This window comes from Streptomyces sp. iso_384 (assembly GCF_056172905.1).
Genome location: NZ_JBWBTT010000001.1, coordinates 5,671,606 through 5,696,440, shown reverse-complemented (window position 1 = coordinate 5,696,440; position 24,835 = coordinate 5,671,606). Strand labels below are relative to the sequence as shown.

The window sequence follows — 24,835 nt, the reverse complement described above, 5'->3', positions numbered from 1 at the left end:
ACCGGCAGGCTCTTGACTGGTGTGCCGCTCATCGGCGTGGATGCCTTGAGCAAGGAAGACGCGAAGCGTCGACGAACGGAAGGTCTCGCAGACGATCTTCCGGATGAACCGGCGTGAAACGTGAGATAACACCTGGTGACACCGCGCAACGGTGGCGCCGACAAACCCGAGGAGCCGGACGGCCCCGGGAGACACGGAGAGGAGGGCCATGAGACTGCTGCTCGTCGAGGACGACGACCATGTCGCGGCGGCCCTGTCCGCCGTGCTCGCCCGGCACGGATTCCAGGTCGTGCACGCCCGCAACGGCGAGGAGGCCCTGCGCGCGCTGCTGCCCGCCGAGAAGAGGCCCTTCGGGGTGATCCTCCTCGACCTCGGCCTGCCCGACCAGGACGGCTACGAGGTGTGCGGAAAGATCCGCAAGCGCACCGCCACCCCCGTGATCATGGTCACCGCCCGTGCCGACGTGCGCTCGCGCATCCACGGACTCAACCTGGGCGCCGACGACTACGTCACCAAGCCGTACGACTCCGGCGAGCTGCTCGCCCGTATCCACGCGGTCGCCCGGCGCACCACCAGCGGCGAGGACACCGCGCCGACCCCCGTCGCCGCGCTGCGTCTCGGGCCGGTCGCCATCGAGCTGCCGACCCGCCGGGTCAGCGTCGACGGCGAGGAAGTCCAGCTCACCCGCAAGGAGTTCGACCTGCTGGCGCTCCTCGCCCAGCGCCCCGGCATCGTCTTCCGCCGCGAGCAGATCATCAGCGAGGTCTGGCGCACCAGCTGGGAGGGCACCGGGCGCACGCTGGAGGTCCATGTCGCCTCCCTGCGCTCCAAGCTGCGGCTGCCCGCCCTGATCGAGACCGTACGGGGCGTCGGCTACCGGCTCGTCGCGCCGTCCGCGTAACCGGCGGGTACGTTTCCCCGGTGCGCTCCCGTCTGCTCCCGCTGCTCATCGTCCTGATGGCCGCCATCCTGCTCACCCTCGGCCTGCCGCTCGCGGTCAGCGTGGCGGCGGCCGAACAGCAGCGCCTGGTGATCGACCGGATCGACGACACCGCACGGTTCGCCGCCCTGGCGCAGGCCATCACCGACACCTCCCCGGACAGCGAGGAGCGCCGCCGCACCCTCCAGACCGACCTGGAGGTCTACACCTCGGTGTACGACATCCGCGCCGGCGTCTTCTTCCGGGACGACCGGGCCCTGGCCAAGGCCCCCAGCTTCTGGGGCCTGCCCGCCGAGGGCGAGGGGCGTACGGCTTTCGACGAGGCGCTGCTGGGCCGACGCTCGCACGATCCGCCGCAGGTCTGGCCCTGGCGCGACGGCCGTGTCGTCGTCGCCTCGCCCGTGGTGCGCGACGGCGACGTGGTCGCCGTGGTCGTCATCGACTCGCCCACCGGCGAGATGCGGTCGCGGATCCTGCGGACCTGGCTGCTCATCGGCCTCGGCGAGGCGCTGGCGCTGCTGGTGGCGGTCGGCGCGGCGGTCCGGCTCACCGGCTGGGTCCTGCTGCCCGTGCGGACCCTGGACGCCGCCACCCACGACATCGCCGGCGGCCGCATGCGCTCCCGGGTCGCCGCCTCCGCCGGGCCGCCGGAGCTCCGACGCCTGGCGCGCTCCTTCAACGAGATGGCGGACAACGTCGAGGACGTGCTGGAGCAGCAGCGCGCCTTCGTGGCCGACGCCTCGCACCAGCTGCGCAACCCGCTCGCCGCCCTGCTGCTGCGCATCGAGCTCCTCGCTCTCGAACTGCCCGAGGGCAGCGAGGAGATCGCGGCCGTGCGTACCGAGGGCAAGCGGCTGGCCCGGGTCCTCGACGACCTCCTGGACCTCGCGCTGGCCGAGCACGCCGAGGCGGACCTCCAGCTGATCGACATCGTCCCGCTCACCGCCGAGCGGGTCGCCTCCTGGCGGCCGATGGCGGAGCGGGAGGGGGTGACCCTCACCCTGGACGGGGCCCCGGCGGCCACCGCCTGGGCCGACCCCATCGCGCTCTCCAGCGCCCTGGACGCGGTGATCGACAACGCCCTGAAGTTCACCCCGGCAGGAGAGGACGTCACCGTCACCGTCGCCGCCGGAGCCGTCGCGGCGACCGTCGTCGTCGCCGACCGGGGCCCCGGCCTCACCGAGGCGGAGCTGGAGCGCGTCGGGGACCGCTTCTGGCGCAGCACCCGCCACCAGAACGTCAGCGGATCGGGCCTGGGCCTCTCCATCTCCCGGGTGCTGCTCGCGGCGGGCGGCGGCTCGATCGCGTACGAGCACCACCCACCGCACGGCCTGCGGGTGACGGTCTCCGTCCCCCGCGACCTGCCGTCCGGCGGCTGAGCCGAGGACGGCAGGGGCCCGGGGCAGGCCGGGGTTCACACCCGACGCCGGTTCACGCGCAGCGACGGCTCACGGCTTCACCGAGCGGTAGTAGTCCTTCGCCCCGTCGTGCACATCCAGCGGATCCGTGTAGATCGCCGTCCGCAGATCCACCAGCTGCGCCGCGTGCACCTCGCGGCCGATCCGGTCCCGGCTGTTGATCACCGTCCGGGTGAAGGCCTCGGTCATCGCCGCGTCCGTGCGGTCGGTCGTGACGAGCAGATTGGCGACGGCGACCGTCGGCACCGACTGACCCTGCTGGGCCTCCGGATAGGCGTCGGCGGGCATCATCGCCGACCGGTAGAAACGGGTGGGGCCGGTCGCCGCCTGCAACTTCGCGACCAGGGCCGCCTCCAGCGGCACCAGCCGGATGGCGAAGCGCTGCGACAGCTCCTGCACGGCCGCGGTCGGCAGCCCGCCCGACCAGAAGAAGGCGTCGAGCCGGCCCTGCGTCAGCCGTACGGGCATGGTGTCGATGCCCACCGGCACCGGTGTGATGTCCTCGGCCGGATCGAGCCCCGCCGCCACCAGCAGCCGGTCCGCGACCAGCCGCACCCCGGAGCCCTGCTGGCCGACGCCCACCCGCTTGCCCCGCAGGTCGGAGGGGGTGCGGATGTCGGAATCGCGGGGGACGACCAGCTGGACGTAGTCGTCGTACAGCCGGACGCAGCCGCGCAGCCGCTGGGCCCCCGGCCGCCCGTCACGCAGATAGGTCGCCACGGCGTCGGCGGTGGCGATGGTGAAGTCCGCCTCGCCGGTCGCCACCCGGGCGAGGTTCTGCTGCGACCCCTCGCTGGTCCGCAGCCGTATGGACACCTCCGGCATGTCCTTGGCGAGCGCGCCCTCCAGCCGCTCCCCGTACCGCTGGTAGACGCCGCTGGGCACCCCGGTGGAGAAGGTGAGCGACCCGCTCGGGTCACCCCCGTCCCCTTGGGGCTGGAGCCACCACGCGAGCAGCCCGAGCACGACCGCGAGGACGGCGCCCGTCTGCAGGGTGCGCCGGCGGCCGAATCGGGACAGAGCGTGGAACATGCGCGCGATCCTGCCAGCTCACCCGCCCCCCTGGCCAGGCTTCCCCGTGAGGCCCGGCCCACAGCGGACGGCCACGGGAGGGGCGGCGGAAGGTTGCGGAAGGCTACGGGAGGGGCCTGCCCGGCAACCGCCTACCCTTGTCCCATGAGCAGCGGCAACCGGAGCGAAGCAGTGGACGTCCAGAAGAGCTACGAGGTGCGCACCTACGGGTGCCAGATGAACGTCCACGACTCCGAACGGTTGTCGGGTCTCCTGGAGGGCGCCGGCTACGTCCGGGCGCCCGAAGGTTCCGACGGCGACGCCGACGTCGTCGTCTTCAACACCTGCGCGGTGCGCGAGAACGCCGACAACAAGCTGTACGGGAACCTCGGCCGCCTCGCGCCCATGAAGACCAAGCGCCCCGGGATGCAGATCGCCGTCGGCGGCTGTCTCGCGCAGAAGGACCGCGACACCATCGTCAAGCGGGCCCCCTGGGTCGACGTCGTCTTCGGCACCCACAACATCGGCAAACTGCCGGTCCTCCTGGAGCGCGCCCGCATCCAGGAGGAGGCGCAGATCGAGATCGCCGAATCGCTGGAGGCCTTCCCCTCCACGCTCCCCACCCGCCGCGAGTCCGCCTACGCCGCGTGGGTCTCCATCTCCGTCGGCTGCAACAACACCTGCACGTTCTGCATCGTCCCGGCCCTGCGCGGCAAGGAGAAGGACCGCCGCACGGGCGACATCCTGGCCGAGATCGAGGCCCTGGTGGCCGAGGGCGTCTCCGAGATCACCCTGCTCGGCCAGAACGTGAACGCGTACGGCTCCGACATCGGCGACCGGGAGGCCTTCTCCAAGCTGCTGCGCGCCTGCGGCTCCATCGAGGGCCTGGAGCGCGTCCGCTTCACCTCGCCGCACCCCCGCGACTTCACCGACGACGTCATCGCCGCCATGGCCGAGACGCCCAACGTGATGCCGCAGCTCCACATGCCGATGCAGTCCGGATCGGACCGCATCCTGAAGGCGATGCGCCGCTCCTACCGTCAGGAGCGCTTCCTGGGAATCATCGAGAAGGTGCGCGCCGCGATGCCGGACGCCGCCATCTCCACGGACATCATCGTGGGCTTCCCCGGGGAGACCGAGGAGGACTTCGAGCAGACGATGCACGCCGTCCGCGAGGCGCGGTTCGCCAACGCGTTCACCTTCCAGTACTCCAAGCGCCCCGGCACCCCCGCCGCCGACATGGACGGCCAGATCCCCAAGGAGGTCGTCCAGGAGCGCTACATGCGCCTGTCCGCCCTCCAGGAGCAGATCTCCTGGGACGAGAACAAGAAACAGGTCGGCCGCACCCTGGATGTCATGGTCGCGGAGGGCGAGGGCCGCAAGGACGGCGCCACCCAGCGCCTCTCCGGCCGTGCCCCCGACAACCGGCTGGTCCACTTCACGCAGCCCGAGGAGGCCGTGCGCCCCGGTGACGTGGTGACCGTCGAGATCACCTACGCCGCCCCCCACCACCTGCTCGCCGAGGGCACGCCGCTCGCCGTACGGTCCACCCGCGCGGGCGACGCCTGGGAGAGGCGCACCACCGAGGCGGCCGCCAAGCCCGCCGGAGTGATGCTCGGCCTCCCCGGCATCGGCGCCCCGGACCCGCTCCCGGCCCCCGCGGCCCCGGCCTGCGGCATCGGCTGACGGCCCCGGGCCCGGCATCGGCCGGCGCTCCGGGCCTGCGAGGTCCACGGCCCGCGACATCGGCCGACGGCCCCGGGCCGCTGAGGTCCCCGCCGACGGACCCCGGCCCGCGGTCCGGGGCCGGTGGCCCCGGACCCGGCCGACACCCCGGGCAAGTACGCTGACCCGCATGCTTGTCGCCGCCGCCGTGTGCCCCTGTCCGCCGCTCCTGGTGCCCGAGGTCGCCGCCGGGGCCGCCCCCGAGCTCGACGCCGCGCGGGACGCGTGCCTCGACGCCGTGGGGGTGCTCGCCGCCTCACGCCCGGATCTGCTCGTCGTGGTGGGACCGGGCGACGACCGCTCCGCCGGGCGCTACCCGGCAGGAGCGCACGGCACCTTCCGGGGCGTCGGCGTGGACCTCGATGTGATGCTCGGCGACGCACCGCGGGGCGCGGCGGTCCCGGACCGGCCGCTGCCGCAGTCCCTCACCGTGGGTGCGTGGCTGCTGGGCCGGGCCCGGTGGACGGGCGCTCCCGTCGAAGGGCTCGCGGTGGCCGAGCGGGAGTCCGCCGAGGAGTGCGCGTCGGCCGGACGCGCACTCGCCGGACGTGCCGAGCGGGTCGCGCTCCTGGTGATGGGCGACGGCAGCGCCTGTCGCACCCTCAAGGCGCCCGGCTACCTCGACGAGCGGGCCGCCGCGTTCGACGCAGGGGCCACCGAAGCGCTCGGCTCCGCCGATCTCGACGCCCTCGCGGCGCTCGACGCCACGCTCGCCCACGAGCTCAAGGCGGCCGGCCGGGCCCCCTGGCAGCTGCTCGGCGGTGCCGCGCGGGACGCCGGGCTCGCCGGACGGCTGCTGTACGAGGACGCCCCGTACGGCGTGGGCTACACCGTCGCCGCCTGGTCCTGAACAGGACGGCGGCGGGCACGGAGCAGTCGGCTCCGTGCCCGCCGCCGGGGTACTGCCACCGCGTCAGGAAGCGGGCGGCGGCGGAGGCGGAGTGCCCCCGTCCTTCTGCCCCAGCTTGTCCACGGCCTCCTTGGCCTTGCGCGTACCCGAATCGATCTTGTCGCTGTACTTGCCCTTGGTCTTCTGGTCGACCGTGCGCGCGGCCTTGTCGAGGCCCTGCTCGATCTTGCCCCCGTGCTGCTGCGCGAGGTCGCCGACCTTGTCCTTGGCCGGACCCAGCTTGGCCTTCAGGTTGTCCAGGAACCCCATTGGGTCACCTTCCGTGCAGTGAGGACTGTTCGCGGGAGCGTTCTCCCGCCCCCATTGTCCGTCACCTGTCCGTTCCTGCCGTTTTTACTCGCCCTATAGCGCCCGCCGGCGTTTTCCGAGCGCATCCTTGACGTCGCTCTCCGCACCCGGCGGCGCCCCCCGCCCCGCCCGACGTGTTCGGGGCGGCCCGGATATTTGGGAGACTGTCCGGGTGACCCCTCCCACCTCCGCCCCCCGCGTCATCACCGTCGTAGGCCCCACCGCAGCCGGAAAATCGGATCTGGGGGTCTTTCTGGCCCAGCGGCTGGGCGGTGAGGTGATCAACGCCGATTCCATGCAGCTCTACCGGGGGATGGACATCGGCACCGCGAAGCTGACGCTCCCCGAGCGCGACGGCGTGCCGCACCGGCTGCTGGACATCTGGGACGTCACCGAGGCCGCCAGCGTCGCGGAGTACCAGCGCCTGGCCCGGCTGGAGATCGACCGGCTGCTCGCCGAGGCGCGCACACCCGTCCTGGTCGGTGGTTCCGGGCTCTACGTGAAGGGCGCCATCGACGCCCTGGAGTTCCCCGGTACGGACCCCGAGGTCCGCGCCCGCCTCGAAGCGGAACTGGCCGAGCGCGGCTCCGGCGCCCTGCACGCCCGCCTCGCCGCCGCCGACCCCGACGCCGCCCGGTCCATCCTGGCGAGCAACGGCCGCCGCATCGTGCGCGCCCTCGAAGTCATCGAGATCACCGGCAAGCCCTTCACCGCCAACCTCCCCGGCGACGAGCCGGTCTACGACGCCGTGCAGATCGGCGTCGACGTGGACCGCCCCGAACTCGACGAGCGCATCGCCCTGCGCGTGGACCGGATGTGGGAGGCCGGACTTGTGGACGAGGTGCGCGCCCTGGAGAAGTCCGGGCTGCGCGAGGGCCTCACCGCCTCCCGGGCCCTCGGCTATCAGCAGATCCTCGCGGCGCTCGCGGGGGAGTGCACCGAGGACGACGCGCGGGCCGAGACCGTACGCGCCACCAAGCGCTTCGCCCGCCGTCAGGACTCGTGGTTCCGCCGCGACCCGCGTGTCGTGTGGCTCGGCGGCGGACACCGTGACCGGGGGGAACTCCCGCACCGGGCGCTGACGTTGGTCGAACGAGCGGTCACAGCTTGATCGCATGTCCGAAGAGCGACGTGCAGTAGGGGCCCTCGGTACCGCATCGACGCAGTTCAGGAAGGACCCTGAGTCGCGAGGCCTCACCAGGCTTCGACAGCCAGGAACAGCCACTGCGGATGCGGGCCGTCCGCTTGCCGACTTCGCTGATGGGCAGTCGGTTGCGCGAGCGATGGGCGGGGGGCCCTGGTACCTGCCGCGCCATCCGGCCGTGATCCGGCCCGGCGTCGTGGCGGGGGTCCGACGACGACGCGAGGGATCCTCGGTTCGGCCGGCCGGGGGTCCGGACCAGGAGAGCGTCAGGGGAGACGCTGGCCGGGGGCGGCATCGAGGCGCATGGGAGCGATGGGGCGCCCGGAATGCGTGTGGGTTCGGGCCGCTCCGTTCCCGACGATTCCCGCGGCAGCGCACAGGCGCCGCAGAGTGCGGGAGAGCGCGGTGGCGTGCCGCCTCACGATCTCCGTACCTTGGTCGGCGTCCGGGAAGCGGGCGGTGACGGCATAGTGGCGGTTGCGGACCTGGATGGTCGCCATGGGCGTTGCCCGGAGATCCTGGTACCAGGCCGCATCAGGAGTGGAAGCCAGGGTCCAGTGCCCCCGCTCCGCGTCGTACGCGATGACCTCCAGCACCGTGTGGTGGATACAGCCACTGGCCCTGTCGGTGTGGTGCAGAAGCAGCAAACGCCGGCCGAGAACCGCCCCGAAGCCCCCGCGGTAGAGAGCTATGGGCAGCCGTGCGAGGCGCGACTGCCAGCCACGCCGCGGTAGAGAGCTGTCCTGGCCGGTGTGTCGTACTGGCGTCATCGAGCCGCCTCCTGGGGCAGTGCAGGGAACCGATTGCGTAACGGAAGCCAGAGTCAACCCTTAGCATAGGCAAGCTTTGCATAGTCTAAAGCTTGTCCGCTGAGGGGAAGCGGTCCTCTTGAACGTCGCCGATCTGCTGGGAGCACCGTGATCACCGAGAAGCGAAGGGACGGTTGGACGGGCCTGTCCTGGCTGCCGATCGTGATGATGGCGGTCGTGGCGGGGATGGATCTCACAGCCGGCCCGGAGGGCGGCTTCCTCCCGCTGGTGGCGCTCGGCCCCGCCTTCGCAGGGTTGATCGGCACCTGGCGGCGTACAGCTCTCATCGGCGCGCTGGCTCTGTTGCTGTGCGCCGGCCTGGGAATGTACGACGGGCTCTTCGATACCAGGCGTGGCTACACAGCGATGGCATCGGTCGCCGGAGTCACGGTTGCCGGCGCCTTGGCCGCGGGGTCGCGTATGCGGCGCGAGGCGGAGCTGGCCGGCGTACGCTCGATCGCCGAGGTGGCCCAGAGCGTGCTGCAAAGGCCCGTGCCTCGCCATGTCGGAGGGCTGAGGGCCGCTGCCTCCTACACATCCGCGGCCGCGGAGTCACGTATCGGCGGCGATCTGTACGAGGTGGTGGCGTCGCCGTACGGAGTCCGCGTCATCATCGGGGACGTCCAGGGCAAGGGGCTCGCCGCGGTGGAGACGGCGGCCTCGGTCCTGGGCGTATTCCGTGAGGCGGCGTACGACGAGCCCGACCTGACCGCGCTCGCCGCCCGGCTGGAGCGCACAGTGGCCCGCGAGGCGGACGGAGAGAAGTTCGTAACCGCCGTCCTCGCCGAGATACACACGGAGCAGGGGGTCGCTGTCTTTCTGAACTGCGGGCATCCCCCGCCCGTCATCGTCCGCGCGGACGGCTCCGTCGACCTTGCCGGCCCACCCGTCCATGCCCTGCCTCTGGGGCTGGGCGCGCACGGTGGAGAGCCACCCCGAACCTACCGGTCCGGTCTTGCTCCGGGCGACCAACTTCTCCTCTACACCGACGGAGTCACCGAAGCACGTGACGCCGACGGCACCTTCTACCCCCTGCGGGAACGAGCTGGACTGCTGTGTACCGCAGAGGCCGAGGAGGGTCTTGAAGCGCTTCGCGAGGACGTGGTGAACCACGCCGACGGTCCCTTGCACGACGACGCGGCGATGCTTCTGCTGCGTCACCGGCGGCGGTGAGCCATGGACGCCGTTGATCGCGGTGCGCACCGCGTCGGGAGCAAGGTAGAAAGGTGTCATGGCCAGGAAAGTCGCTCCCGCGGAGCGTATGGACGATGTGGATGCGGTGACCGGGGCGGTGCTGACGGCCTCCCGGTTGCTGGTCGCGGTGTCGGCGCGCTCGCTGGCGGAGGTCGAGGAGCGTGTGACGCTGCCGCAGTTCCGGATGCTGGTGGTGCTCTCCACGCGTGGTGCCACCAAGCTCGTCACGCTGGCGGAGCTGTTGGGGGTGGCGCCGTCGACGGCGATGCGTATGGTCGACCGGCTGATCGCGGCAAGGCTCGCGGACCGGCAGACCAATCAGCACAACCGCCGGGAGACGCTGCTCCGGCTCACGGAGGAGGGGCACCGCACGGTGGAGAACGTCACAGCGCGCCGGCGCCAGGAGATCGCGTCGATCGTTCAGCGTCTCGCTCCGCACCAGCGGACGGCGCTGATCGATGCACTGGCCGACTTCAACGAGGCGGGCGGCGAACGGCCGGCCCCGCTGCTGGACGAAGGTACCGGGCCTCACCCACTGGGCTGGGGCGAAACAGCAGGCTGACCAGGTGCGTTCTTGGTCTTCCTGTTCCGCATCCGGGAAGAAAGGAGACCTGGACAACATGACTCGTCGACCCGCAGATTCGTCTTCACGGTTCGGCCGGACACACAGGTCGCGCGCCGTGTTCCGCAACTCGACGGTGCGCGGCGCCAAGGCGGACCTACCGCCTCCCGTCATCGTGCACACCGCACACGAGGACGGCGGCCGATACGTAACGGTCCGAGGCAAGCAACTCGGCCTGGCCCGCTCGGTCTCCGATGTCATCGACTTCCTGTGCGCGGTGGGGATCGATCTCGACGGAGAGGAGATAGCCACGCCGGCGTTGGTCGAGTGGCGAGGAGGGGGCCCTGAGCAGTGGTGATCGGCTGTCCAACGGCGGCAGCACGCGCCTGCGGGTGCCCATCCCGCTCCTGGCCGCCGCTACTTCTCTTTTCAGGTCGGGTCAGCCGACTTCATGGCCCGGGGCCCGGCTGGACCGGACGCGAGCGAGGACATCGACAGAGCCCTGAAGACCAACTCAGGGGATCAAGAAGGCGATGAACAGGGCGAGCGGGAGGCCTATGAGGATCGCCGCAAAGAGCCAGCCCGTCCTTGCCGAGGTTTTCGAGCCGACCAGCGCGCAGAAAATCGCCGCGAGGGCGAGAAGGAAGAACAGCGGAACTGCGATGACGACGCTCGCACCGGATCCCATAGTGCATGCCTTTCAGTGTGGTGTCCCGGGGCCGCCATGAAGGCGGCCCCGGGTGCGTCAGCCTTGAGGCGTGACGTTCTTGCTCATGGCTCTATGGAGTGATGTTCTCGATGAATCCCTTGGACGGATCGTCGCAGTGCACGACTCCGGCCGGACGCTTGCCCGGGCCGTCACCGATAAACGGCACGGGCGGATCTATGATCCACGGGTTACCGCCGCTGCCGCGCTCGACGACGTCACACTTTCCGTACGCGTGGCCGTTGCCCGCAGGAAGGTTACCGAAGTTCCTCCAGTCGCCCTTCTCGATCGGCTTGCTCGACGGACGGCCAAGATTGTCGGTCATGGTGTCGTCGATGTAGAGGTACAGGTCGGGCATGTAGCTCTGGTAGACGATGCCGTTGGACGGGTTCGCGTCACGGTTGTCGGCCTTGTGCGTCGGTTTTACGCTGCCGTCCGCGCAGAAGGCGGCCGCGATGTCTTGCCAGATGGGCGGGGCGTTGCCGATCAGGCTGCCGAAGGCATTGTTGTTGCCGTCGTTCTTGAAGAACATCGAGTAGATGTCTCCAGCGAAGTCGGCGATGCCCTTGTTCATCTCAGGGTGCGCCTTGACCTTGTCGACCCATGCCTTGACATTGTCGTTGACGTGTTTGTTCGCGACCATCGGGCGGTAGCCATGGACTCCGCCACCGACGGCACGGATGTCAACGCACGTGTTGTCCTCGTTGACGCGCGCACCCCGCAAGTGCGGGAAGTATGCCTGCCCGGGAGTGTCGCCGTCCGTGTACGGGCGCACCTGCTGGTCACGTCCGTACTCGAGAGCGTCCTGGGTCGTGTAGTCGATGTACGGGGCAGTGATCCCGTAGTCCGCCTCGATGGCCTTGATGATGTTGGTGACGAAGTGCGGCAGATGCGCGTTGCCCACCCGGGCCCGGTAGCTTGCCGACTCGCTGCCGGAGACGATCTTGCCGGTGGAGTTGTCGACGATGAAGCTCACCTCGACATCACTTTTGATCTTGTAGGCGTTGTCGTCCTTCAGCGCGACGCTCGCGGGCTGCGACGGGTCGGGCCGCTGGTTGGACATAGCCATCCATACCGGGATGGACATGGACGGCTCCGAGTCATCTGCCCGCGGCTCCTTCCCGCCGGCCTTGATGTCCTTGGCCCACTGGTCGGCGGCGTCATAGGTCTTCTGCCCGCTGCACTCGCCCCGCGGCGTTGTGGTTGTGCAGCGTGCGCGCCAGGTGATGCCGAAGTGGTCAGCCTCCGGGTTCTGCCAGTCGGGCCCCGATTTCGCATGACCCATGGCCCAGTTGTACAAGGTGGTCATCGTGCGTAGCGGCGTCTTCAGCTCCTCCGGCATGTTGGAGTCGAGATTCTGGTTCGGGTCGAAGATCGCCGCAGCGGTCAGGTTCCGCTCGACGAACTTGCCATTGATCGGTGAGATGGCAATGGCGTCGAATGCGATGTCTTCGTCACCCGTGCCGTCCGGGGTGATGGTCGACAGCGTCACCTTGGGCTTGCCGCTGAACATGAACGCGCCGAGGGAAGCCCAGCGGTTCTTGTCGCCCTTCTGCGCCACGGTCCGGGTTTTCACGCCCTTGGCCGTGTGGATCTTGTACGTGGCGTACTTGGTGTGGGCGCCGTGGTCCGGCAGGTGCACCATGACCTTTGCGGGGCCGTTGACCTCCTTGTCCAGGGTCCAGGTGCCGGTGAACTTGAGCCGGTTGCCCTGCAAGTCATCCTTGCGGGTGTGGCCAAAGTAGAAGTGACTGCCGAATCCCGCGCCGAGCTGGTGCAGGTCGACCTTGGCCGGCCACTTCGTGTATGAGGTGGTGGGGTGGCTGCCGGATTCTCCGTCGCCGAAGTCGAAGGAGAAGGAACCCTGGTTGGTCCAGTCGGCGTTGCTGCACCCTGATCTGACGACTGGAGTGCCCTCCGGCAGGTCATCGATGATCATGGCGTTCGACGGCAGGCCCGAGGTGGAACAGTTGGGCGGGTAGGCGGTGCCGTCCGGTTCCTCGGCCCAGCTGGTGGGGAAGCGGGTGAAGTCGTTACCGCAGGAGTAGTCGCAGTCGTCCTTCCACTCCACCGGCAGGTGCCACCAGCACTTGAAGTCACTGCGGGTGCAGGGGCCGGCGCCGGCCTCGTTCTGAGTGCCGTCACCGATCTTGCCCGGATCGCAGCCGTTGCCCGCCGTGCAGAAGGTGTCCTCGGCGGGCTTGACCTGCGCGCGGTTGTACTTGGCCGAGCCTTCGACCTTGGCCGTGCCCTCGGTGCCGTTCCACCAGGCTGCGCGGAAGGCGGGCACCATCGTGCCGGGGGATTCCAGATAGGACGGCGGGTGCGCGGCGAAGCCGAGGACCTTCTCCTGGTAGGGCCAGTCCTGCGGGTGCGCGGCGTCGGAGGCTTCCTCGTTGCCGTAGAAGTCCTCCATGAACGGCGTGCGTCCGGCGTCCCACTCGGGGTTCGCAGGGTTGTTGGCCCAGCCCACGCCCCACGGGCTGCCGTCACCCTTGTTGGGGTAGAAGCCCGAGTTGTAGGCCCACAGGGCGAACGTCCAGTTCTCCAGCTTGGCCGGGTTGCCGTTGTTGATCTGGAGTCCGGCCTTGCGGGTGGTGTTCCACTTGTCGATCAGGATCTGCAGGCCCGCGGCGACGTTGGCGGCGTAGTCGAGCGCGACCGCGCGCTGCTTCTGGTAGTCCCAGGCGGCGCCGCCCTTGCCGTCCTCCTTGCCTGCCATACGCATGTGGTCGGTGACCTGGGTGATGCCGTAACCGCAGTCAGCCTCGGACCAGTCGATGTCCCACTCGTTGGAGGTGTCGCCGTCGTAGTAGTCGATGCCGTAGTAGTTGCCGATCAGCGGGTTGCCCGTAACTCCCGGTACAGCGACGCGGGAGGCCTGCCACATGTTGGACTCCTGCGCGGTGACGCCGAGCATCACCTGCGCGGGCACCGTGTCGCCCAGCCCGCCGCCCTCCAGTGGCATGCGGGGAAACAGTGACTGAGGCGAGTACACCGGCATCCCGAGGTTCTTCCAGTTGGCATGGCGGGTCGCATGCCGGTCCAACTCACCCCGGATGGCCTGGTTCACCGCCCACTCGACCTGCCGCGGCTTGGGCTGCATCGCCTGGTTCCCGGGGTCGTTGCGGGGTACCGAGCACACCCGCTCCGACTCCACGACCTCATTACGGTTCCCGGCCGCCAACACCTGAGCGCCGACCAGCTGGGTGCTCAGACCGTCGGCGGAAGACTTCTTCGCCGTGCGCTTGCCCTTGCCCGCAGGCCCCTTCAGGGCCGGTGTACGTTCCCGGCCCTCACCGATCCTGCTGCTGGGACGCTTCTCGGGATCGACCGTGAATGCCGCCGTCTTGCCGCTGTCCAGCGTGGTCATCTCGACGTTGACCGGACGCGTCGCCTGGTCCTCGAACTGGATCAGCGCGCCCTGGCCATCGCTCCAGGCGGTTTTTGTCAGCACCGCCGCGCCGTGGGTGCTGACCTTCGCGTCCTTGGGCGCCTTGGCCAGGTGGCGCACCGTTCTGGGCAGCTTCTTGCCGGAGACCTGCTCGGCCTTGCCGGTCAGAAAGACGGTGCCCGCACTCCGGGTGAGACCGGTGTCGGCCACCGGCCCCTCCGCCAGCACGGACGGCTTGGCCTTCCTGGCGTCGGGCCTGCCGATTTCACCGCCGGTGAGGCGCTTGGCCCGTGTCTTGTCCCCTGTGGTCGCCTTGCGGCTCTTGCTCTTCGTGGCCGGCTGCTTGTCCAGGAAGACGAGCCCGCCGTCCGAATCGGGCACCAGCCTGTAGGGCACCGCGTCCGTGTTGGCCACCGCGGTCTGCTCACCCTTGGTGTCGATCCTGACGATCTGAGGGCCAGACGCGCCGACGATCGCTCCGCTCTTGGTGATGACCGAGGACGTGACCTGGCCTTCGGTCACAATGGGCTCGGACAGCTTGCTCGTTGCCGCATCCAGCTTGATCAGCCGGGTCGCGGCCTTGTCCTCCCCGCCGGACTGGGTCAGCACCGCGCTCTCGCCGACACCGCAGCCCGGGTTGTAGTACGACAGTGATGCCCGCAGCGGCAGTTTGGTGACCTCACCGGTGTTCAGTTCGACCACCGCCGTGAAGGCGCCGCGGGCCATCAGTTCCGGCTTGTTGGTGAACGTACGTGGCGCGTACACCACCACAGCACGTTTGCCTGAGCCAGTCAGACACGCGTTGCCGATCCAGGCGTCGGTGTCGAAGCCCGGCTCCGACAGCGACGCTGTGGTCTGCCACGTGTACCCGTCCTTCTCCCGGGCGGTCAGCAGATGGAAGCCTTGTGCGTCACTCGTCGTCGTCCAGGCCAGGTCACCGGACTTCGTGTAGTCCTTGCCCAGCACTGCTGCACGCTCTGCAGGGGGCACCGTGTCCGGCTGCTTGCTGTCCGCCTTCTGGACGGACGGCTTCTTGCCGACGGGCTTGTCGGGGCCGAGCTCCTCGGCCCGGGCCGTAGCCTGCACCAGTCCCCCCAGCACGGCCGTGGCAGCTACGACCACCAGCGGGATCCGTGCTCTTCTTTGGAATCTCAAGTCTCTCCAGAACTAGTGGTGGTTCCCGCACGGCTGAGCGGTGCGGTGAGCCGGCCCCGCAGTCGGGGCCGGGGCTTGTGGCGACGCTTGGCGTCGGAGTGCCTCGACCGGTGAAACCCGGGAGGCGCGCCAGGCCGGGTGGAGACCGGCAAGGAGGCCGGCGGTCAGGGCCAGGGAGGGTGCGGCGGCCTGGTTTTCCGCGTCGATGACCGGCTGCTGACGGTGTGCGTTCACCGGTCGGCGTCGAGTACGGCGCGGGTGATGATTCCGGCGCTCGTGACGCCCTGGCCGGCGGCAGGCGCTACTGATGCGACGGCTACGTCCCCGTTGAACGCGGTGAACCACCCATGAGCTGCCTGACCGGCGCCCTGATCGGCCAGCCCAGCCATGGATCCGAATGAGCCGTCGCTCCCCGTCATGACTTCGGCCCCAGTGCCGTGTGACGCGTTGTGGTTCATCATCGCGCGCAGTTGCTGCGCGGTCCTGTCGGAGAGCGGGCGCTCGGCCTGTAGCCGTTCGGTGCCTGCCACGTCGGCGGTCACGAGGAGGGGTTCCTTGAAAGCGCCGCTTTTGACCGTGGCCGTGATGGACGCGAGGTTGAGTACGTTGAGGCGGACTTCGCCGCGGCCGACTGCCGCCGCCGCTCCGTCCGCGCCGGTGAGTTCTGGGACGGCTCCGTCCGATGTGGTGACGCCGGTCTGCCAGTTGAGACCGAGGCCGAAGACGTTCTTCGCCTCCTTGGCCAGTGCCCCCGGCGCGAGTTCGCCGGCCAGTTCCGCGAACGCGGTGTCACAGGAAGCCGCGAAGACATCGGTGAATGTGCCGCCTGTACCGGCGTTCTTCAGATTCTGGTTGGTGAAGGAGGTTCCGGCCACTGTGGCACGGTCGGGGCAGGCCACGGCAGAGGTCGCTGAGACCGCCCCCTGCTCCAGCAGGGCGGCGGAGGTCACGATCTCGAACACGGAGCCTGGTGCTTCGACACCTTCCAGAGCAGGGTTCACTTCACCCTTCGCTGAGGTCGCCACCGCCAGGATCTCTCCGGTGCTGGGCTGTACCGCGACGACGGAGGCTCCGGAGTTTTCGACGACTGCTGCCTCGGCCGCCTGTTGAAGGGCGGGATCGATGGTGGTGCGGATCGTGCCGGGCTTGCCCTTGATCACGTGCGCGATGGTCGTGCTCTCACCGTCGCCGAACTGCGGGGTCATGCGGACGTCGAGGGTTTCTGTGCCCGCTTGCGAGGTGTAGCGCTCCCTGAGCTGGTCGATGACCTGGGAGAGCCCGGGCTGATCCTGCTTGTTCAGCGCGGTGCCCTCGCGGCTGAGGACGGATGTCTCGGGGGCCGTCGTCACGGCTTTCAGCGTGTAGCCGTCGTGGCCGGCCAACTCCGGATGGATGAGGGAGGGCTTCCACACGACGCGTTCGCCTCCTTGCGGGTCGTCGCGGACGTCGAGTTGCGACTCGTACGACCAACTGCCTTTGGCGTCCCGGGTGGAGATGTGCGCTGTCACGGTGAAGGGAACGTGCCACCCTTCGACATCGTGGGCGGTGAAGTTCACGCCCGTGGTGGGCACGTGGTTCTTGTACGCCTTCAGGGCCAGGAGCGCCGCATGCGGGTCCGTGGTGAGCTTCGAAGCCTTGTCGAGGTCTCCGTCGGACCAGGCGGCGAAGAACTCCTCTGCGGCGTCCGGCACGTTCTCCGACACGATGAAGGAGGCTATGCCGTAGGCCCCGGCGGCGATGGCCCCGGTGACCGCAAGGGTGAACGCGGTCGTCCGTAGGGTGAAACGCATAAGTACTTCCTGTGGGGGTGAGGGCGGAAACGAAGGGGTTTCAGCGGCGCAGGGCCTCGACGGGCTGGATACGGCTCGCACGCCACGCCGGATACAGGCCGGCGGACACTCCTGTCGCGAGTCCGATGACCGGGGCGACAGCCACGACCATGGGGTCGAGGACGGGCGTCCACTCCCGGACCATCGCCACAGAGACGACGGTGACGGTCCCCAGCGACGTACCGACCAGCCCGCCCAGAGTTCCGAGGACCCCGGACTCGGCCAGGAACTGGCTGGTGATGTGGCGACCGCGCGCGCCCAACGCGCGACGTAGCCCGATCTCCCCGGTGCGCTCCAGCACAGCCACCAGCGTGGTGTTGGCTATCCCGATGGTTCCGATGAAGAGACAGATGGCCGCCAGGAGGAGGAAAAGCTGGTCGAGGTCCCCACTGACGTCATCGCGTAGGGCTCTGGGGTCCGGGGGCGGAATGACCTTGAAGTACTCGGCGTGAGCGGGGTCGAGAGCGATGGCCACCTCCCCGGCCGCCTGAGGAGCCGCACCCAGCCGGGTGGAGATCAGCATGGAAGCGGCGCTTTTCGGCGGCCCCCAGAGCTCGTAGGCGGTGGATCGAGGAATGATCACGCTGAGCAGCAGATCGGGCTTGCGTTCGACCGTCTCGACAATGCCCACCACCGTGAACGCCTCGTCACCGATGAACAGCGCTGGACGGGTCTCCAGGGTGGTGATGCCGAGCCTGGAAGCGATACCGGGCCCCACCACGGCGACGCGCTGTCGTGTCCGGTCGTGCCAGGTGTTCAGCGACCTGCCCTGCACGACGGTGGGTTCTGCCGCGGCAAGGACTCCGGACGAAGCGGCAAGCACAGGAATGCTCCGGCTGACGGTTCCCACGGTGACAGGCGAGGAGCGCACCTGCTCGTCGACGCCCAGATTCACCGGCCAGTGCACGCCGGCGTGCTGAACCCCGTTCAGCCTCTGCGCCCGTTCCTCCGCGTCTTCGGGAAAGCCCAGCTCCACAAAGGGGTTGGACTGTCGGGCGATGTCCTCGACGGTTATCTCGGTAGCGGTCAGGGCGTCGAAGTGTTCGTCGATCTGCGATGAGGCTGTCGACGTCAGACCCAGGATCGCAACGAACGTACCGACACCGAGCACAGTGCCCAGGGACGTGAGCGCTGAGCGTGCGGGGCGTTGCAGTACTCCCGCCATTGCCTCGGCCAGCAGGTCTCGCAGCGCCATACGGGAAGGGCGTACCACTGCAGGCCGCCTTCGGAGGTGCGCTTTCATCGCCGCGCCTTTTCGTTCAGGTATCCGTCTCGAATGCTGACTGTGCGCCGGCCTCGCGACGCCACCGTCGGGTCGTGCGTGATGACGATGACGGTCATGCCGTCATCGTGTAGTTCGTCCAGGAGATGCAGGACCGACTGAGCGGTGGCGGAGTCCAGATTTCCGGTGGGCTCGTCGCACAGCAGCAGCGACGGACGCCCGACCAAGGCACGGGCGATGGCCACGCGTTGTCGCTCCCCTCCAGAGAGAGTGGTGGGAAGAGCATCCATCCTGTGGCCCAGGCCCACCTGCTCCAAAGCGCTCCTCGCGAACGCTGCTCTCTCCTTGCGGGCGGTGCCACCGTAGGTCAGGGCCATGGCCACGTTCTCGCATGCCGTCCGATACGGCAGCAGGTGGAACGACTGGAACACAAAGCCGATGCGCCTGCCGCGCAACGCCGTGCGCTGCGCGTCGGACAGGGATCCCGTGTCAATACCGTCCAGCAGAAAACTCCCTGTGGTAGGGGTGTCCAACAGTCCGAGAACATTCAGGAACGTGGATTTTCCTGCTCCTGAAGGCCCGACGACGGTGACGAACTCTCCTGGCCGCACCAGAAGGTCGCAGGGCGACAAGCCCGTCACAGGAGGCGGGCCCGGGTAGGTGAGACCGCACTGGCGGAGTTCGATGACAGCAGGCGTGGGGGCCGACGTCACTGTGACGCCTTGCCGGTCACGTGCGTATCGCGAACTCCTGTGAGTACGTGGTCCCCCTGGTGCAGCTCTTCCTTGCCCTCGGCACGCACTTCTACGTATCCGTCGCCCGAGGCGCCGACCGTGACCGCGATGCGACGCTGTGATCCGTCAGGCTTCCGGACCGTCACCGCGGTCCGGCCGTCCGCACCGGCGGCGATGGCTGACACGGGGACCACCAGCGCCTTGCCCTTGGTCGACGCGGCGCGCACGGTGAGGCGTACATCCTGGCCCGCCATATCGCGGGGGAGTCGTTCGGTGGGCTTGACCACCATCAGATATCCCTTGGCTCCGGTCGCTGCGCGCTCATTGCTCTCCGAGGGGACGGTGCTCTGTTCGCTCGCGGCTGCTTCGGAGACGGAGGAGACGGTGGCGGCGGCGGACCTCCCGGTCAGTTCGGAGAAGACCTCTACATGTTGCCGTGGCCGCACAAGGCCCTTTTCGTGAGGCTGGAGATAGCCCTGAACCGTCAACGCGCCGGCAGAGAGTTTCAGCGCCCTGCCAGTGACGGTTGAACCGACCTTGGTGTCGATACCATCCACCCGTGCCGGGAACTCCGAAAGGAAGACGACTTCGGAGGCCGGCAGCATGGGCCCTGCAATCATCTCGGCCTGTGACAACTTCTCGCGTGCCTCGCGCAAGTCGTCCTTGGCGCGCTCAAGCTGCTTACGCAGGTCACTCGGCGTATCGACGCCGCCGGTCCGGTCCAGGGCGCCAGGTGCCGGCGCCGAATCCGGCGGAGACGCGGAAGGACCGGCCGGTGCGACACCTGTACGCGGAGCTTCGACGTTGGTGGCCGTACCCCGCGAGTCCTCCAGTGCATCCCGTGCATCTTCCACCGCACGCTGTGCATCCACGACCACGCCTTCGGCCTCTGAGACACCTGTCTCCCCCTCGGGGGCGGCGGGCCGCGGTTCGTAGCCCAGCTTCTTGTAGAAATCGGTCAGAGCCGATTTGGTGCCGGCACCGAAATGGCCCCGCCGATCCCCACTGATGTGGTGCCCCAAAGCCTGAAGCGCTGACTGCAGTTGCGCGACATCGTCGCCGTCGGCTCCCGGCTTGAGGTCCCTGTAGACCGGAAGGCTGCCCTTGAGCGCGACGACCGGGCGCCCGGAAACCTCCAACAACAACTGTCCGGCACGGACGTCCTGGCCCACGGAGACCGGCTGCTTCGTGACGACGGCCGACGCCGCCCCAGGCGCCCCGCCTGTCGGCGTCACGTCCACCGACTGTGCTGCGGTTACGGTGCCGCGGAGCATCACCGAGGTCTCCAGCACCCGGTACTCGACAGGAGAGGTCAGTACCGACGGAGCTGGCGGGGACGAATCCGCAATCGCCTGAGCCGGCGACTTGATCTGCTGGCCGATGCCCACACTGAGCGTGGACAGCACCACTGCGCCGACGACAACGCCACCGGCCCACCTGCGCCGGACACTCAAGTTTGACGACACATCCGAGTCATCCTTCGACACTGCGGAAATTTTCCATTCTGACCGATATGAGGAACACGAATTCCGAGGGCGCACTGCCCCTGGCCGCCGGGACTCAATTTTTCTTGCGGTGTACGGTGGCGCACGTCCGCCGACTCGGCCCCCGTCACCGTGGACATCGGACGAGGTCAGTTGCGCAGTGCCTTTTCTGCGGCCTTCACGGCAGCTGCGTTCTTCTCCTTGGCTTCACGCAGCTCCAGTTGATTTTGCTCGATCTGTGAGCGTTGAATTTTTGTTTCCTCGGCAAGCCAGATACCCAGGAGGTTGGTTGATTCCTTGCAGTCGAGATCTGCAAGCGCAACGGATATCTCCGCCTCGTCCGTCTTCGCGAGGTCCATGGCATCGAAAGGGGTCGCAGCCTCGTAGCCCTCGGCCTTCAGGCAGTCGGACCACTCATTCAGTGCGGCTCGGACAGCAGGTGCCTCCTGAGACTCGGCCAAGCTCTCGTAGCTGAGCTTGCTCGCCAATGCCATGTCGATCGCGTCCGCTCCGACCTTTCGGACGGACCATCCGCTGCACCCACCCTCCGGGATTTCCTTTCCCCGGTGTGATAGCTGTGCAGCATCACCGCCCTTGCCGGAGCGGCCAGACATGACAAGCGCGGCAGCTGCGCTCAACTCGGGCATCTCGGCGCCGGCTTGCTGCCCGCGTTCCACGATTCCGTATCCGTGATCCTTTGCGAGCGCCCGGTCGCTTATTCCGTAGCGTCTCTCAATGTTCACATCATTGTCGTTGGGAGGCGGAGTTCTCCCTGCAGGCGGCGGCTGGAAGTCGAATCCATATTTGGCCATGCATTCCGTCTGAAGAGCGCCGACAGCGTTGGTGATGGTGACTGTCTGCTCATAGGTTTGCATGTAGTCTTCCAGCGGAAGTGACTTACCTTTCAAGAGCCCTCGTTGGGGAGTGGAAGGAAGGGCTGGAATTCCGTCGGGATCACTTGAAGCGAGACCTTTTCGGGCGACGTCTTGAGGGCCTGCGTTGTCCCCGCAGCCTGCCGCAAGTGCCACCACGGTGAAGCACGCTGCCGCAACACGAAACTTCTTCACCATTATCGACTCCTAGGCGAAGTGCTGTGAGGCGTTGTTGTTGTGCAGTGTGCCGTTCAGGTCGACCTGCTTTCCTCCGGCGCAGTACATGCTGCCGTAAGTGTGCTGGAAGAACTGAGAACTTCCTGCATAGCCAGAGTTGTAGTAGACCCGGTAGGAGTCGGCAGGGGCACAGTTCTCAACAGAACCGGCCTGGTTCTTCACCGCCACGCCCGTCCCTGATGAGTTGTGCCCGCTGTCACTCTTACCGAAAACGAACTTGTAGTGAACGACTGCGGCACCGTTCGGGCTGACCGTCTGTCCCGCATAGTTGTAGATGTTGGCGTAGAAGGAAGCGCGGGCGGAAGTGTAGCCACCGTGAGCAATGGTGTTGTAATACAAATGGAGATCACCGTACGAGCAATTATTCTGCGGAATGTCGCAGTTGTCACTCACGTTGGCATAGGATTCCACTGCGGCGGCCGGCTGTGACGGCGAGAAAAGAGCCAGGGAGGCCAACGCGGAGAACAGTACAGAAGCCCGCTTTGTCGCAGCACGCATTATATTCACTCCAGCTCGGGTTGATTGCTCAGGCTTGATCCGAAAGCGAAGCAATGGATCGTTGCGGGGGAGTGTATGCGCGTCAAATGACACGTGCAGGGCCTCTCTCGGCGTCTCAGAATATGCACGCCGGTGCGGCCCTATTCCCCCTGTTCGGATCTTAGGCGACTACTCCGGGGATCGGTCTAGACCTGCCAGATAACGATCTTGTAGAGCGCGGATGTCGGCCGCGGTCTGTCGCTCGTGTGCGGGCTTCAAGGCCTATGTGCCGTCAACTCAATTGCGAGCATTGGCGGTTGGTCGGTCAGTGGTGGGTTCGGGGTTCCCGTAATCGCCATGCCGGTCGGGGATTCGTCGTCCCCTTTTCGTTATCTGCGCAGGGGGCTTGCGGGACTCTGGATGGCGGGTGGGCCGGCGGTCAGGTGTGGGGGTGAGGGAAAAGTCCGGGTTCGGTGAGCGCGCCCCGTGTGACCTGAAACGGGCCTTGCGTCGCCTACCGCTCTCTGGGAGCGACGAGCCGTCGGAGAGTGCGTGTTCGTCCGAGACGCCAAGGGCAAGGCTCACCCGCTGTCGGGGGAGGTTCGGCGGAGAACCCGGCGCCAGGGCGGACACCCGAGGTCCCCGCTTACCGCATTCGGAAATTCGTGAAGACACGTCTGCGGCAGCGAGCCATGCCTTCGCGTACTTCTCGGAGCGCATCTCGCCGAGGGGCTCCCGTTGTCCGGCGATGGTCCTCGGTGTGGTCCCGCGACCTTTGCAGAGCTCGCTCAGGCGCTCGACGGTCGTGTCGGAGGTGGGGAATCCCGACTCCTCGCTGCTTGCCCCGGGTGTTGCGGAAGCGCATCGTGCAGAGGTGCGGCAGCTTGAGGGTCTGCGACATGTGCAGGGCTTGAAGAAGCTCCAGCCATCCACGCAAGCTTGTTCGATGTGATCGAGCTGGTTCCCCGTCGAGGCGTGTCGCGACCGCTCAATCCGGCGCTGACCTGGGCCTATTGCTGACCTCTCGCAGGCCCTCCGGCCGGGGGCGGCCGCCTGACCTGCATAAACCCAAAAGCGGGGCGATAACAGCCTGATCACGTGATGGCATCGGGAAGCTCCGGCCGTCAATTCGGCACCCGTGATCGTGCCATCATCGAGCATCGATCCACCAGTGGAGTCCGAGTTGGGAGGGCGCGTGGCGATGGAGGCCGGCCCTCGCGACACGGAGCAGCGCGACACAGAGCACGAGGTGCCGTCACAGCGGGAGACCGCGGGACGGCTGAGCCCGGACGGGCCCGACGAGCAGGACGTGACCCCCGAGGTCGAGGTCGAGCTGCGGCCCACCCGCAAGCTGCGGATCTGGCAGCTCGCGCCCATCGTCATGCTGGCCGCGGTCGGCTCGCTGATGTTCGCCTTCCCGCTCGCCTTCGAGTTCGGTGACGGCGGCGCGATCGTCGCCATGCTGGGTCTCCTGATCAGCTGCTGCGCGGCCGGCTGGGGCATGATGGCGGCCCGCCGCGTCGGCCACACCTGGCCGGGACTGCCCACCCGCGGCTCGGGCGACCGCCCCGACTGGCGGGTGATCGCCCTGTACGCCGCGACCGGCGTCGCCCTGGTCGCCCTCGCCGTCTGGCGCGTGGCCCGGCTGCGCTGACGGCGTCGCGGCGCTGCCCGTACGACCGGCCGCTCGTGCGGGTTGTCGGCGCCGCCTCGTACAGTTGGCCTGTGAGCACCTCGCAGATCGCCTTCCTCAAGGGTCACGGCACCGAGAACGACTTCGTGATCGTCCCGGACCCGGACAACGCCCTCACGCTGCCCGCGGCCGTCGTCGCCCGGCTCTGCGACCGCCGGGCCGGCATCGGCGGCGACGGTCTGCTGCACGTCGTGCGGTCCGCCGCCCACCCCGAGGCACGGGACATGGCGGAGACCGCCGAGTGGTTCATGGACTACCGCAACGCGGACGGCTCGATCGCCGAGATGTGCGGCAACGGTGTGCGCGTCTTCGCCCACTACCTCCAGCGCGCAGGTCTCGTCGAGGAGGGCGACCTCACCGTCGCCACCCGGGGCGGCCCCAAACGGGTGCACCTCGCCAAGAACGGCGACATCACCGTCTCCATGGGGCGCGCCGTGCTGCCCGACGAGAGCGTCACGGTCACCGTCGGCGACCGCAGCTGGCCCGCCCGCAACGTCAACATGGGCAACCCCCACGCGGTCGCCTTCGTCGACGACCTCGACCACGCCGGCGACCTGTTCACCGCACCGCCGATCAGCCCCGAGGCCGTCTACCCCGAAGGCGTCAACGTCGAATTCGTCGTCGACCGGGGCCCGCGCCACGTCGGTATGCGCGTCCATGAGCGGGGCTCCGGCGAGACCCGCTCCTGCGGTACCGGCGCCTGCGCGGTCGCCGTCGCCACCGCCCGCCGCGACGGCGCCGACCCCACCGGGACCGGCCTCCCCGCGACGTATCGGGTGGATCTCCCCGGCGGCACCCTCGTCATCACCGAGCACCCCGACGGCTCGATCGACATGACCGGCCCCGCCGTGATCGTCGCCGAGGGCGTCATCGACCCGGCCTGGCTGGACACGGTCACCGACTAAGGGCTGTCCGGCCCTTCCGGCCGGCTCGAAACAGCCACCCGGCCGGTTTCGCTCGAAATGGTGATCGGCCGGAGCTTCGCTCGAATGGGTGATCCGTTTCACGCTGGGCGAGAGCTGGACCGTGCC

21 protein-coding genes and 1 pseudogene are annotated in these 24,835 nt (G+C 68.3%); 10 read left to right on the top strand and 12 right to left on the bottom strand.

All coding sequences use genetic code 11. The annotated features are described in order from the left end of the window. Positions 1–208: 208 nt before the first annotated feature. Together AC0VY3_RS25480 and AC0VY3_RS25475 are read left to right on the top strand one after the other, a co-directional pair. Positions 209–901 (top strand): response regulator transcription factor, encoded by a 693-nt coding sequence (locus AC0VY3_RS25480; RefSeq protein ID WP_103509916.1) that lies wholly within the window; start codon positions 209–211, stop codon positions 899–901. A 20-nt stretch (positions 902–921) separates the two neighbouring features. Then, entirely contained in the window at positions 922–2,319 is a 1,398-nt protein-coding gene (locus tag AC0VY3_RS25475) for a sensor histidine kinase (protein WP_103509915.1), read from the top strand. Positions 2,320–2,388: 69 nt separating this feature from the next. Here AC0VY3_RS25475 and AC0VY3_RS25470 read toward each other — a convergent pair whose 3' ends face one another. Then, a complete protein-coding gene (locus AC0VY3_RS25470; protein WP_103509914.1) occupies positions 2,389–3,390 on the bottom strand; it encodes a TAXI family TRAP transporter solute-binding subunit in 1,002 nt (333 codons plus the stop codon). A 144-nt stretch (positions 3,391–3,534) separates the two neighbouring features. Between AC0VY3_RS25470 and miaB the strand changes: the two genes are divergently transcribed. Further along, complete coding sequence (miaB, locus tag AC0VY3_RS25465) at positions 3,535–5,055, top strand: tRNA (N6-isopentenyl adenosine(37)-C2)-methylthiotransferase MiaB (RefSeq protein WP_475550687.1); 1,521 nt, start codon at positions 3,535–3,537, stop codon at positions 5,053–5,055. Between the two features lie 169 nt (positions 5,056–5,224). Further along, on the top strand, positions 5,225–5,944 hold the full coding sequence (locus tag AC0VY3_RS25460) for a class III extradiol dioxygenase subunit B-like domain-containing protein (protein ID WP_475550686.1): 720 nt from the start codon (positions 5,225–5,227) through the stop codon (positions 5,942–5,944). 63 nt (positions 5,945–6,007) lie between these two features. Here AC0VY3_RS25460 and AC0VY3_RS25455 read toward each other — a convergent pair whose 3' ends face one another. Next, complete coding sequence (locus AC0VY3_RS25455) at positions 6,008–6,253, bottom strand: antitoxin (RefSeq protein ID WP_030080154.1); 246 nt, start codon at positions 6,251–6,253, stop codon at positions 6,008–6,010. Between the two features lie 211 nt (positions 6,254–6,464). Here AC0VY3_RS25455 and miaA point away from each other — a divergent pair, with 211 nt between their 5' ends. Next, a complete protein-coding gene (miaA, locus tag AC0VY3_RS25450; RefSeq protein ID WP_103512809.1) occupies positions 6,465–7,403 on the top strand; it encodes a tRNA (adenosine(37)-N6)-dimethylallyltransferase MiaA in 939 nt (312 codons plus the stop codon). Between the two features lie 299 nt (positions 7,404–7,702). On the opposite strand, the gene AC0VY3_RS25445 is transcribed toward miaA, so the two are convergent. Then, positions 7,703–8,032, bottom strand: a complete 330-nt coding sequence (locus AC0VY3_RS25445) for a nitroreductase family deazaflavin-dependent oxidoreductase (RefSeq protein WP_475550685.1) — start codon at positions 8,030–8,032, stop codon at positions 7,703–7,705. 381 nt (positions 8,033–8,413) lie between these two features. Between AC0VY3_RS25445 and AC0VY3_RS25440 the strand changes: the two genes are divergently transcribed. The 3 genes from AC0VY3_RS25440 (at position 8,414) to AC0VY3_RS25430 (ending at position 10,359) form a co-directional block, all read left to right on the top strand. Beyond that, positions 8,414–9,418 carry a PP2C family protein-serine/threonine phosphatase gene (locus AC0VY3_RS25440; protein WP_475550684.1) on the top strand — a complete coding sequence of 335 codons (1,005 nt, stop codon included), beginning with the start codon at positions 8,414–8,416 and terminating at the stop codon, positions 9,416–9,418. Between the two features lie 88 nt (positions 9,419–9,506). Further along, positions 9,507–10,001 (top strand): MarR family winged helix-turn-helix transcriptional regulator, encoded by a 495-nt coding sequence (locus AC0VY3_RS25435; protein WP_181011124.1) that lies wholly within the window; start codon positions 9,507–9,509, stop codon positions 9,999–10,001. A 118-nt stretch (positions 10,002–10,119) separates the two neighbouring features. Further along, complete coding sequence (locus AC0VY3_RS25430) at positions 10,120–10,359, top strand: hypothetical protein (protein WP_242742680.1); 240 nt, start codon at positions 10,120–10,122, stop codon at positions 10,357–10,359. Between the two features lie 156 nt (positions 10,360–10,515). Here AC0VY3_RS25430 and AC0VY3_RS25425 read toward each other — a convergent pair whose 3' ends face one another. From AC0VY3_RS25425 to AC0VY3_RS25385, 9 genes and pseudogenes are all read right to left on the bottom strand, one after another. Next, entirely contained in the window at positions 10,516–10,689 is a 174-nt protein-coding gene (locus AC0VY3_RS25425; protein ID WP_181011123.1) for a hypothetical protein, read from the bottom strand. Between the two features lie 91 nt (positions 10,690–10,780). Continuing rightward, a complete protein-coding gene (locus AC0VY3_RS25420) occupies positions 10,781–15,067 on the bottom strand; it encodes a golvesin C-terminal-like domain-containing protein (protein WP_475550683.1) in 4,287 nt (1,428 codons plus the stop codon). 279 nt (positions 15,068–15,346) lie between these two features. Then, a pseudogene (locus AC0VY3_RS25415) lies at positions 15,347–15,490 on the bottom strand (ABC transporter permease); the annotation flags it as partial. Further along, positions 15,487–17,046, bottom strand: a complete 1,560-nt coding sequence (locus AC0VY3_RS25410; RefSeq protein ID WP_103512814.1) for a penicillin-binding transpeptidase domain-containing protein — start codon at positions 17,044–17,046, stop codon at positions 15,487–15,489. The gene AC0VY3_RS25410 and the pseudogene AC0VY3_RS25415, both read right to left, overlap by 4 nt. 40 nt (positions 17,047–17,086) lie before the next feature. Next, the gene (locus AC0VY3_RS25405; protein ID WP_103512815.1) at positions 17,087–18,328 is read right to left on the bottom strand and encodes an ABC transporter permease; all 1,242 of its coding nucleotides are present in this window, start codon (positions 18,326–18,328) and stop codon (positions 17,087–17,089) included. Continuing rightward, positions 18,325–19,020, bottom strand: coding sequence for an ABC transporter ATP-binding protein (locus AC0VY3_RS25400; RefSeq protein WP_475550682.1), 696 nt, complete (start codon positions 19,018–19,020; stop codon positions 18,325–18,327). The genes AC0VY3_RS25405 and AC0VY3_RS25400 overlap by 4 nt, the downstream gene beginning before the upstream one ends. Next, a complete protein-coding gene (locus tag AC0VY3_RS25395) occupies positions 19,017–20,528 on the bottom strand; it encodes a peptidoglycan-binding protein (RefSeq protein WP_475550681.1) in 1,512 nt (503 codons plus the stop codon). The genes AC0VY3_RS25400 and AC0VY3_RS25395 overlap by 4 nt, the downstream gene beginning before the upstream one ends. Before the next feature lie 146 nt (positions 20,529–20,674). Beyond that, entirely contained in the window at positions 20,675–21,595 is a 921-nt protein-coding gene (locus tag AC0VY3_RS25390) for a hypothetical protein (protein ID WP_475550680.1), read from the bottom strand. 9 nt (positions 21,596–21,604) lie between these two features. Then, on the bottom strand, positions 21,605–22,132 hold the full coding sequence (locus AC0VY3_RS25385; protein ID WP_475550679.1) for a hypothetical protein: 528 nt from the start codon (positions 22,130–22,132) through the stop codon (positions 21,605–21,607). 1,180 nt (positions 22,133–23,312) lie between these two features. On the opposite strand from AC0VY3_RS25385, the gene AC0VY3_RS25380 reads away from it, so the two are divergent. Beyond that, on the top strand, positions 23,313–23,765 hold the full coding sequence (locus AC0VY3_RS25380; RefSeq protein ID WP_103512819.1) for a hypothetical protein: 453 nt from the start codon (positions 23,313–23,315) through the stop codon (positions 23,763–23,765). 71 nt (positions 23,766–23,836) lie between these two features. Beyond that, positions 23,837–24,709, top strand: coding sequence for a diaminopimelate epimerase (gene dapF, locus AC0VY3_RS25375; RefSeq protein WP_103512820.1), 873 nt, complete (start codon positions 23,837–23,839; stop codon positions 24,707–24,709). Positions 24,710–24,835: the final 126 nt, after the last annotated feature.

What these genes read in the sequence shown, in the direction of transcription:
- AC0VY3_RS25480 (WP_103509916.1), top strand. Translation starts at nt 209, where the DNA reads ATGAGACTGCTGCTCGTCGAGGACGACGACCATGTCGCGGCGGCCCTG.
- AC0VY3_RS25470 (WP_103509914.1), bottom strand. Translation starts at nt 3,390, where the DNA reads ATGTTCCACGCTCTGTCCCGATTCGGCCGCCGGCGCACCCTGCAGACG.
- miaB (WP_475550687.1), top strand. Translation starts at nt 3,535, where the DNA reads ATGAGCAGCGGCAACCGGAGCGAAGCAGTGGACGTCCAGAAGAGCTAC.
- AC0VY3_RS25460 (WP_475550686.1), top strand. Translation starts at nt 5,225, where the DNA reads ATGCTTGTCGCCGCCGCCGTGTGCCCCTGTCCGCCGCTCCTGGTGCCC.
- AC0VY3_RS25455 (WP_030080154.1), bottom strand. Translation starts at nt 6,253, where the DNA reads ATGGGGTTCCTGGACAACCTGAAGGCCAAGCTGGGTCCGGCCAAGGAC.
- AC0VY3_RS25440 (WP_475550684.1), top strand. Translation starts at nt 8,414, where the DNA reads ATGGCGGTCGTGGCGGGGATGGATCTCACAGCCGGCCCGGAGGGCGGC.
- AC0VY3_RS25435 (WP_181011124.1), top strand. Translation starts at nt 9,507, where the DNA reads ATGGACGATGTGGATGCGGTGACCGGGGCGGTGCTGACGGCCTCCCGG.
- AC0VY3_RS25425 (WP_181011123.1), bottom strand. Translation starts at nt 10,689, where the DNA reads ATGGGATCCGGTGCGAGCGTCGTCATCGCAGTTCCGCTGTTCTTCCTT.
- AC0VY3_RS25410 (WP_103512814.1), bottom strand. Translation starts at nt 17,046, where the DNA reads ATGCGTTTCACCCTACGGACGACCGCGTTCACCCTTGCGGTCACCGGG.
- AC0VY3_RS25405 (WP_103512815.1), bottom strand. Translation starts at nt 18,328, where the DNA reads ATGAAAGCGCACCTCCGAAGGCGGCCTGCAGTGGTACGCCCTTCCCGT.
- AC0VY3_RS25390 (WP_475550680.1), bottom strand. Translation starts at nt 21,595, where the DNA reads ATGGTGAAGAAGTTTCGTGTTGCGGCAGCGTGCTTCACCGTGGTGGCA.
- AC0VY3_RS25385 (WP_475550679.1), bottom strand. Translation starts at nt 22,132, where the DNA reads ATGCGTGCTGCGACAAAGCGGGCTTCTGTACTGTTCTCCGCGTTGGCC.
- AC0VY3_RS25380 (WP_103512819.1), top strand. Translation starts at nt 23,313, where the DNA reads ATGGAGGCCGGCCCTCGCGACACGGAGCAGCGCGACACAGAGCACGAG.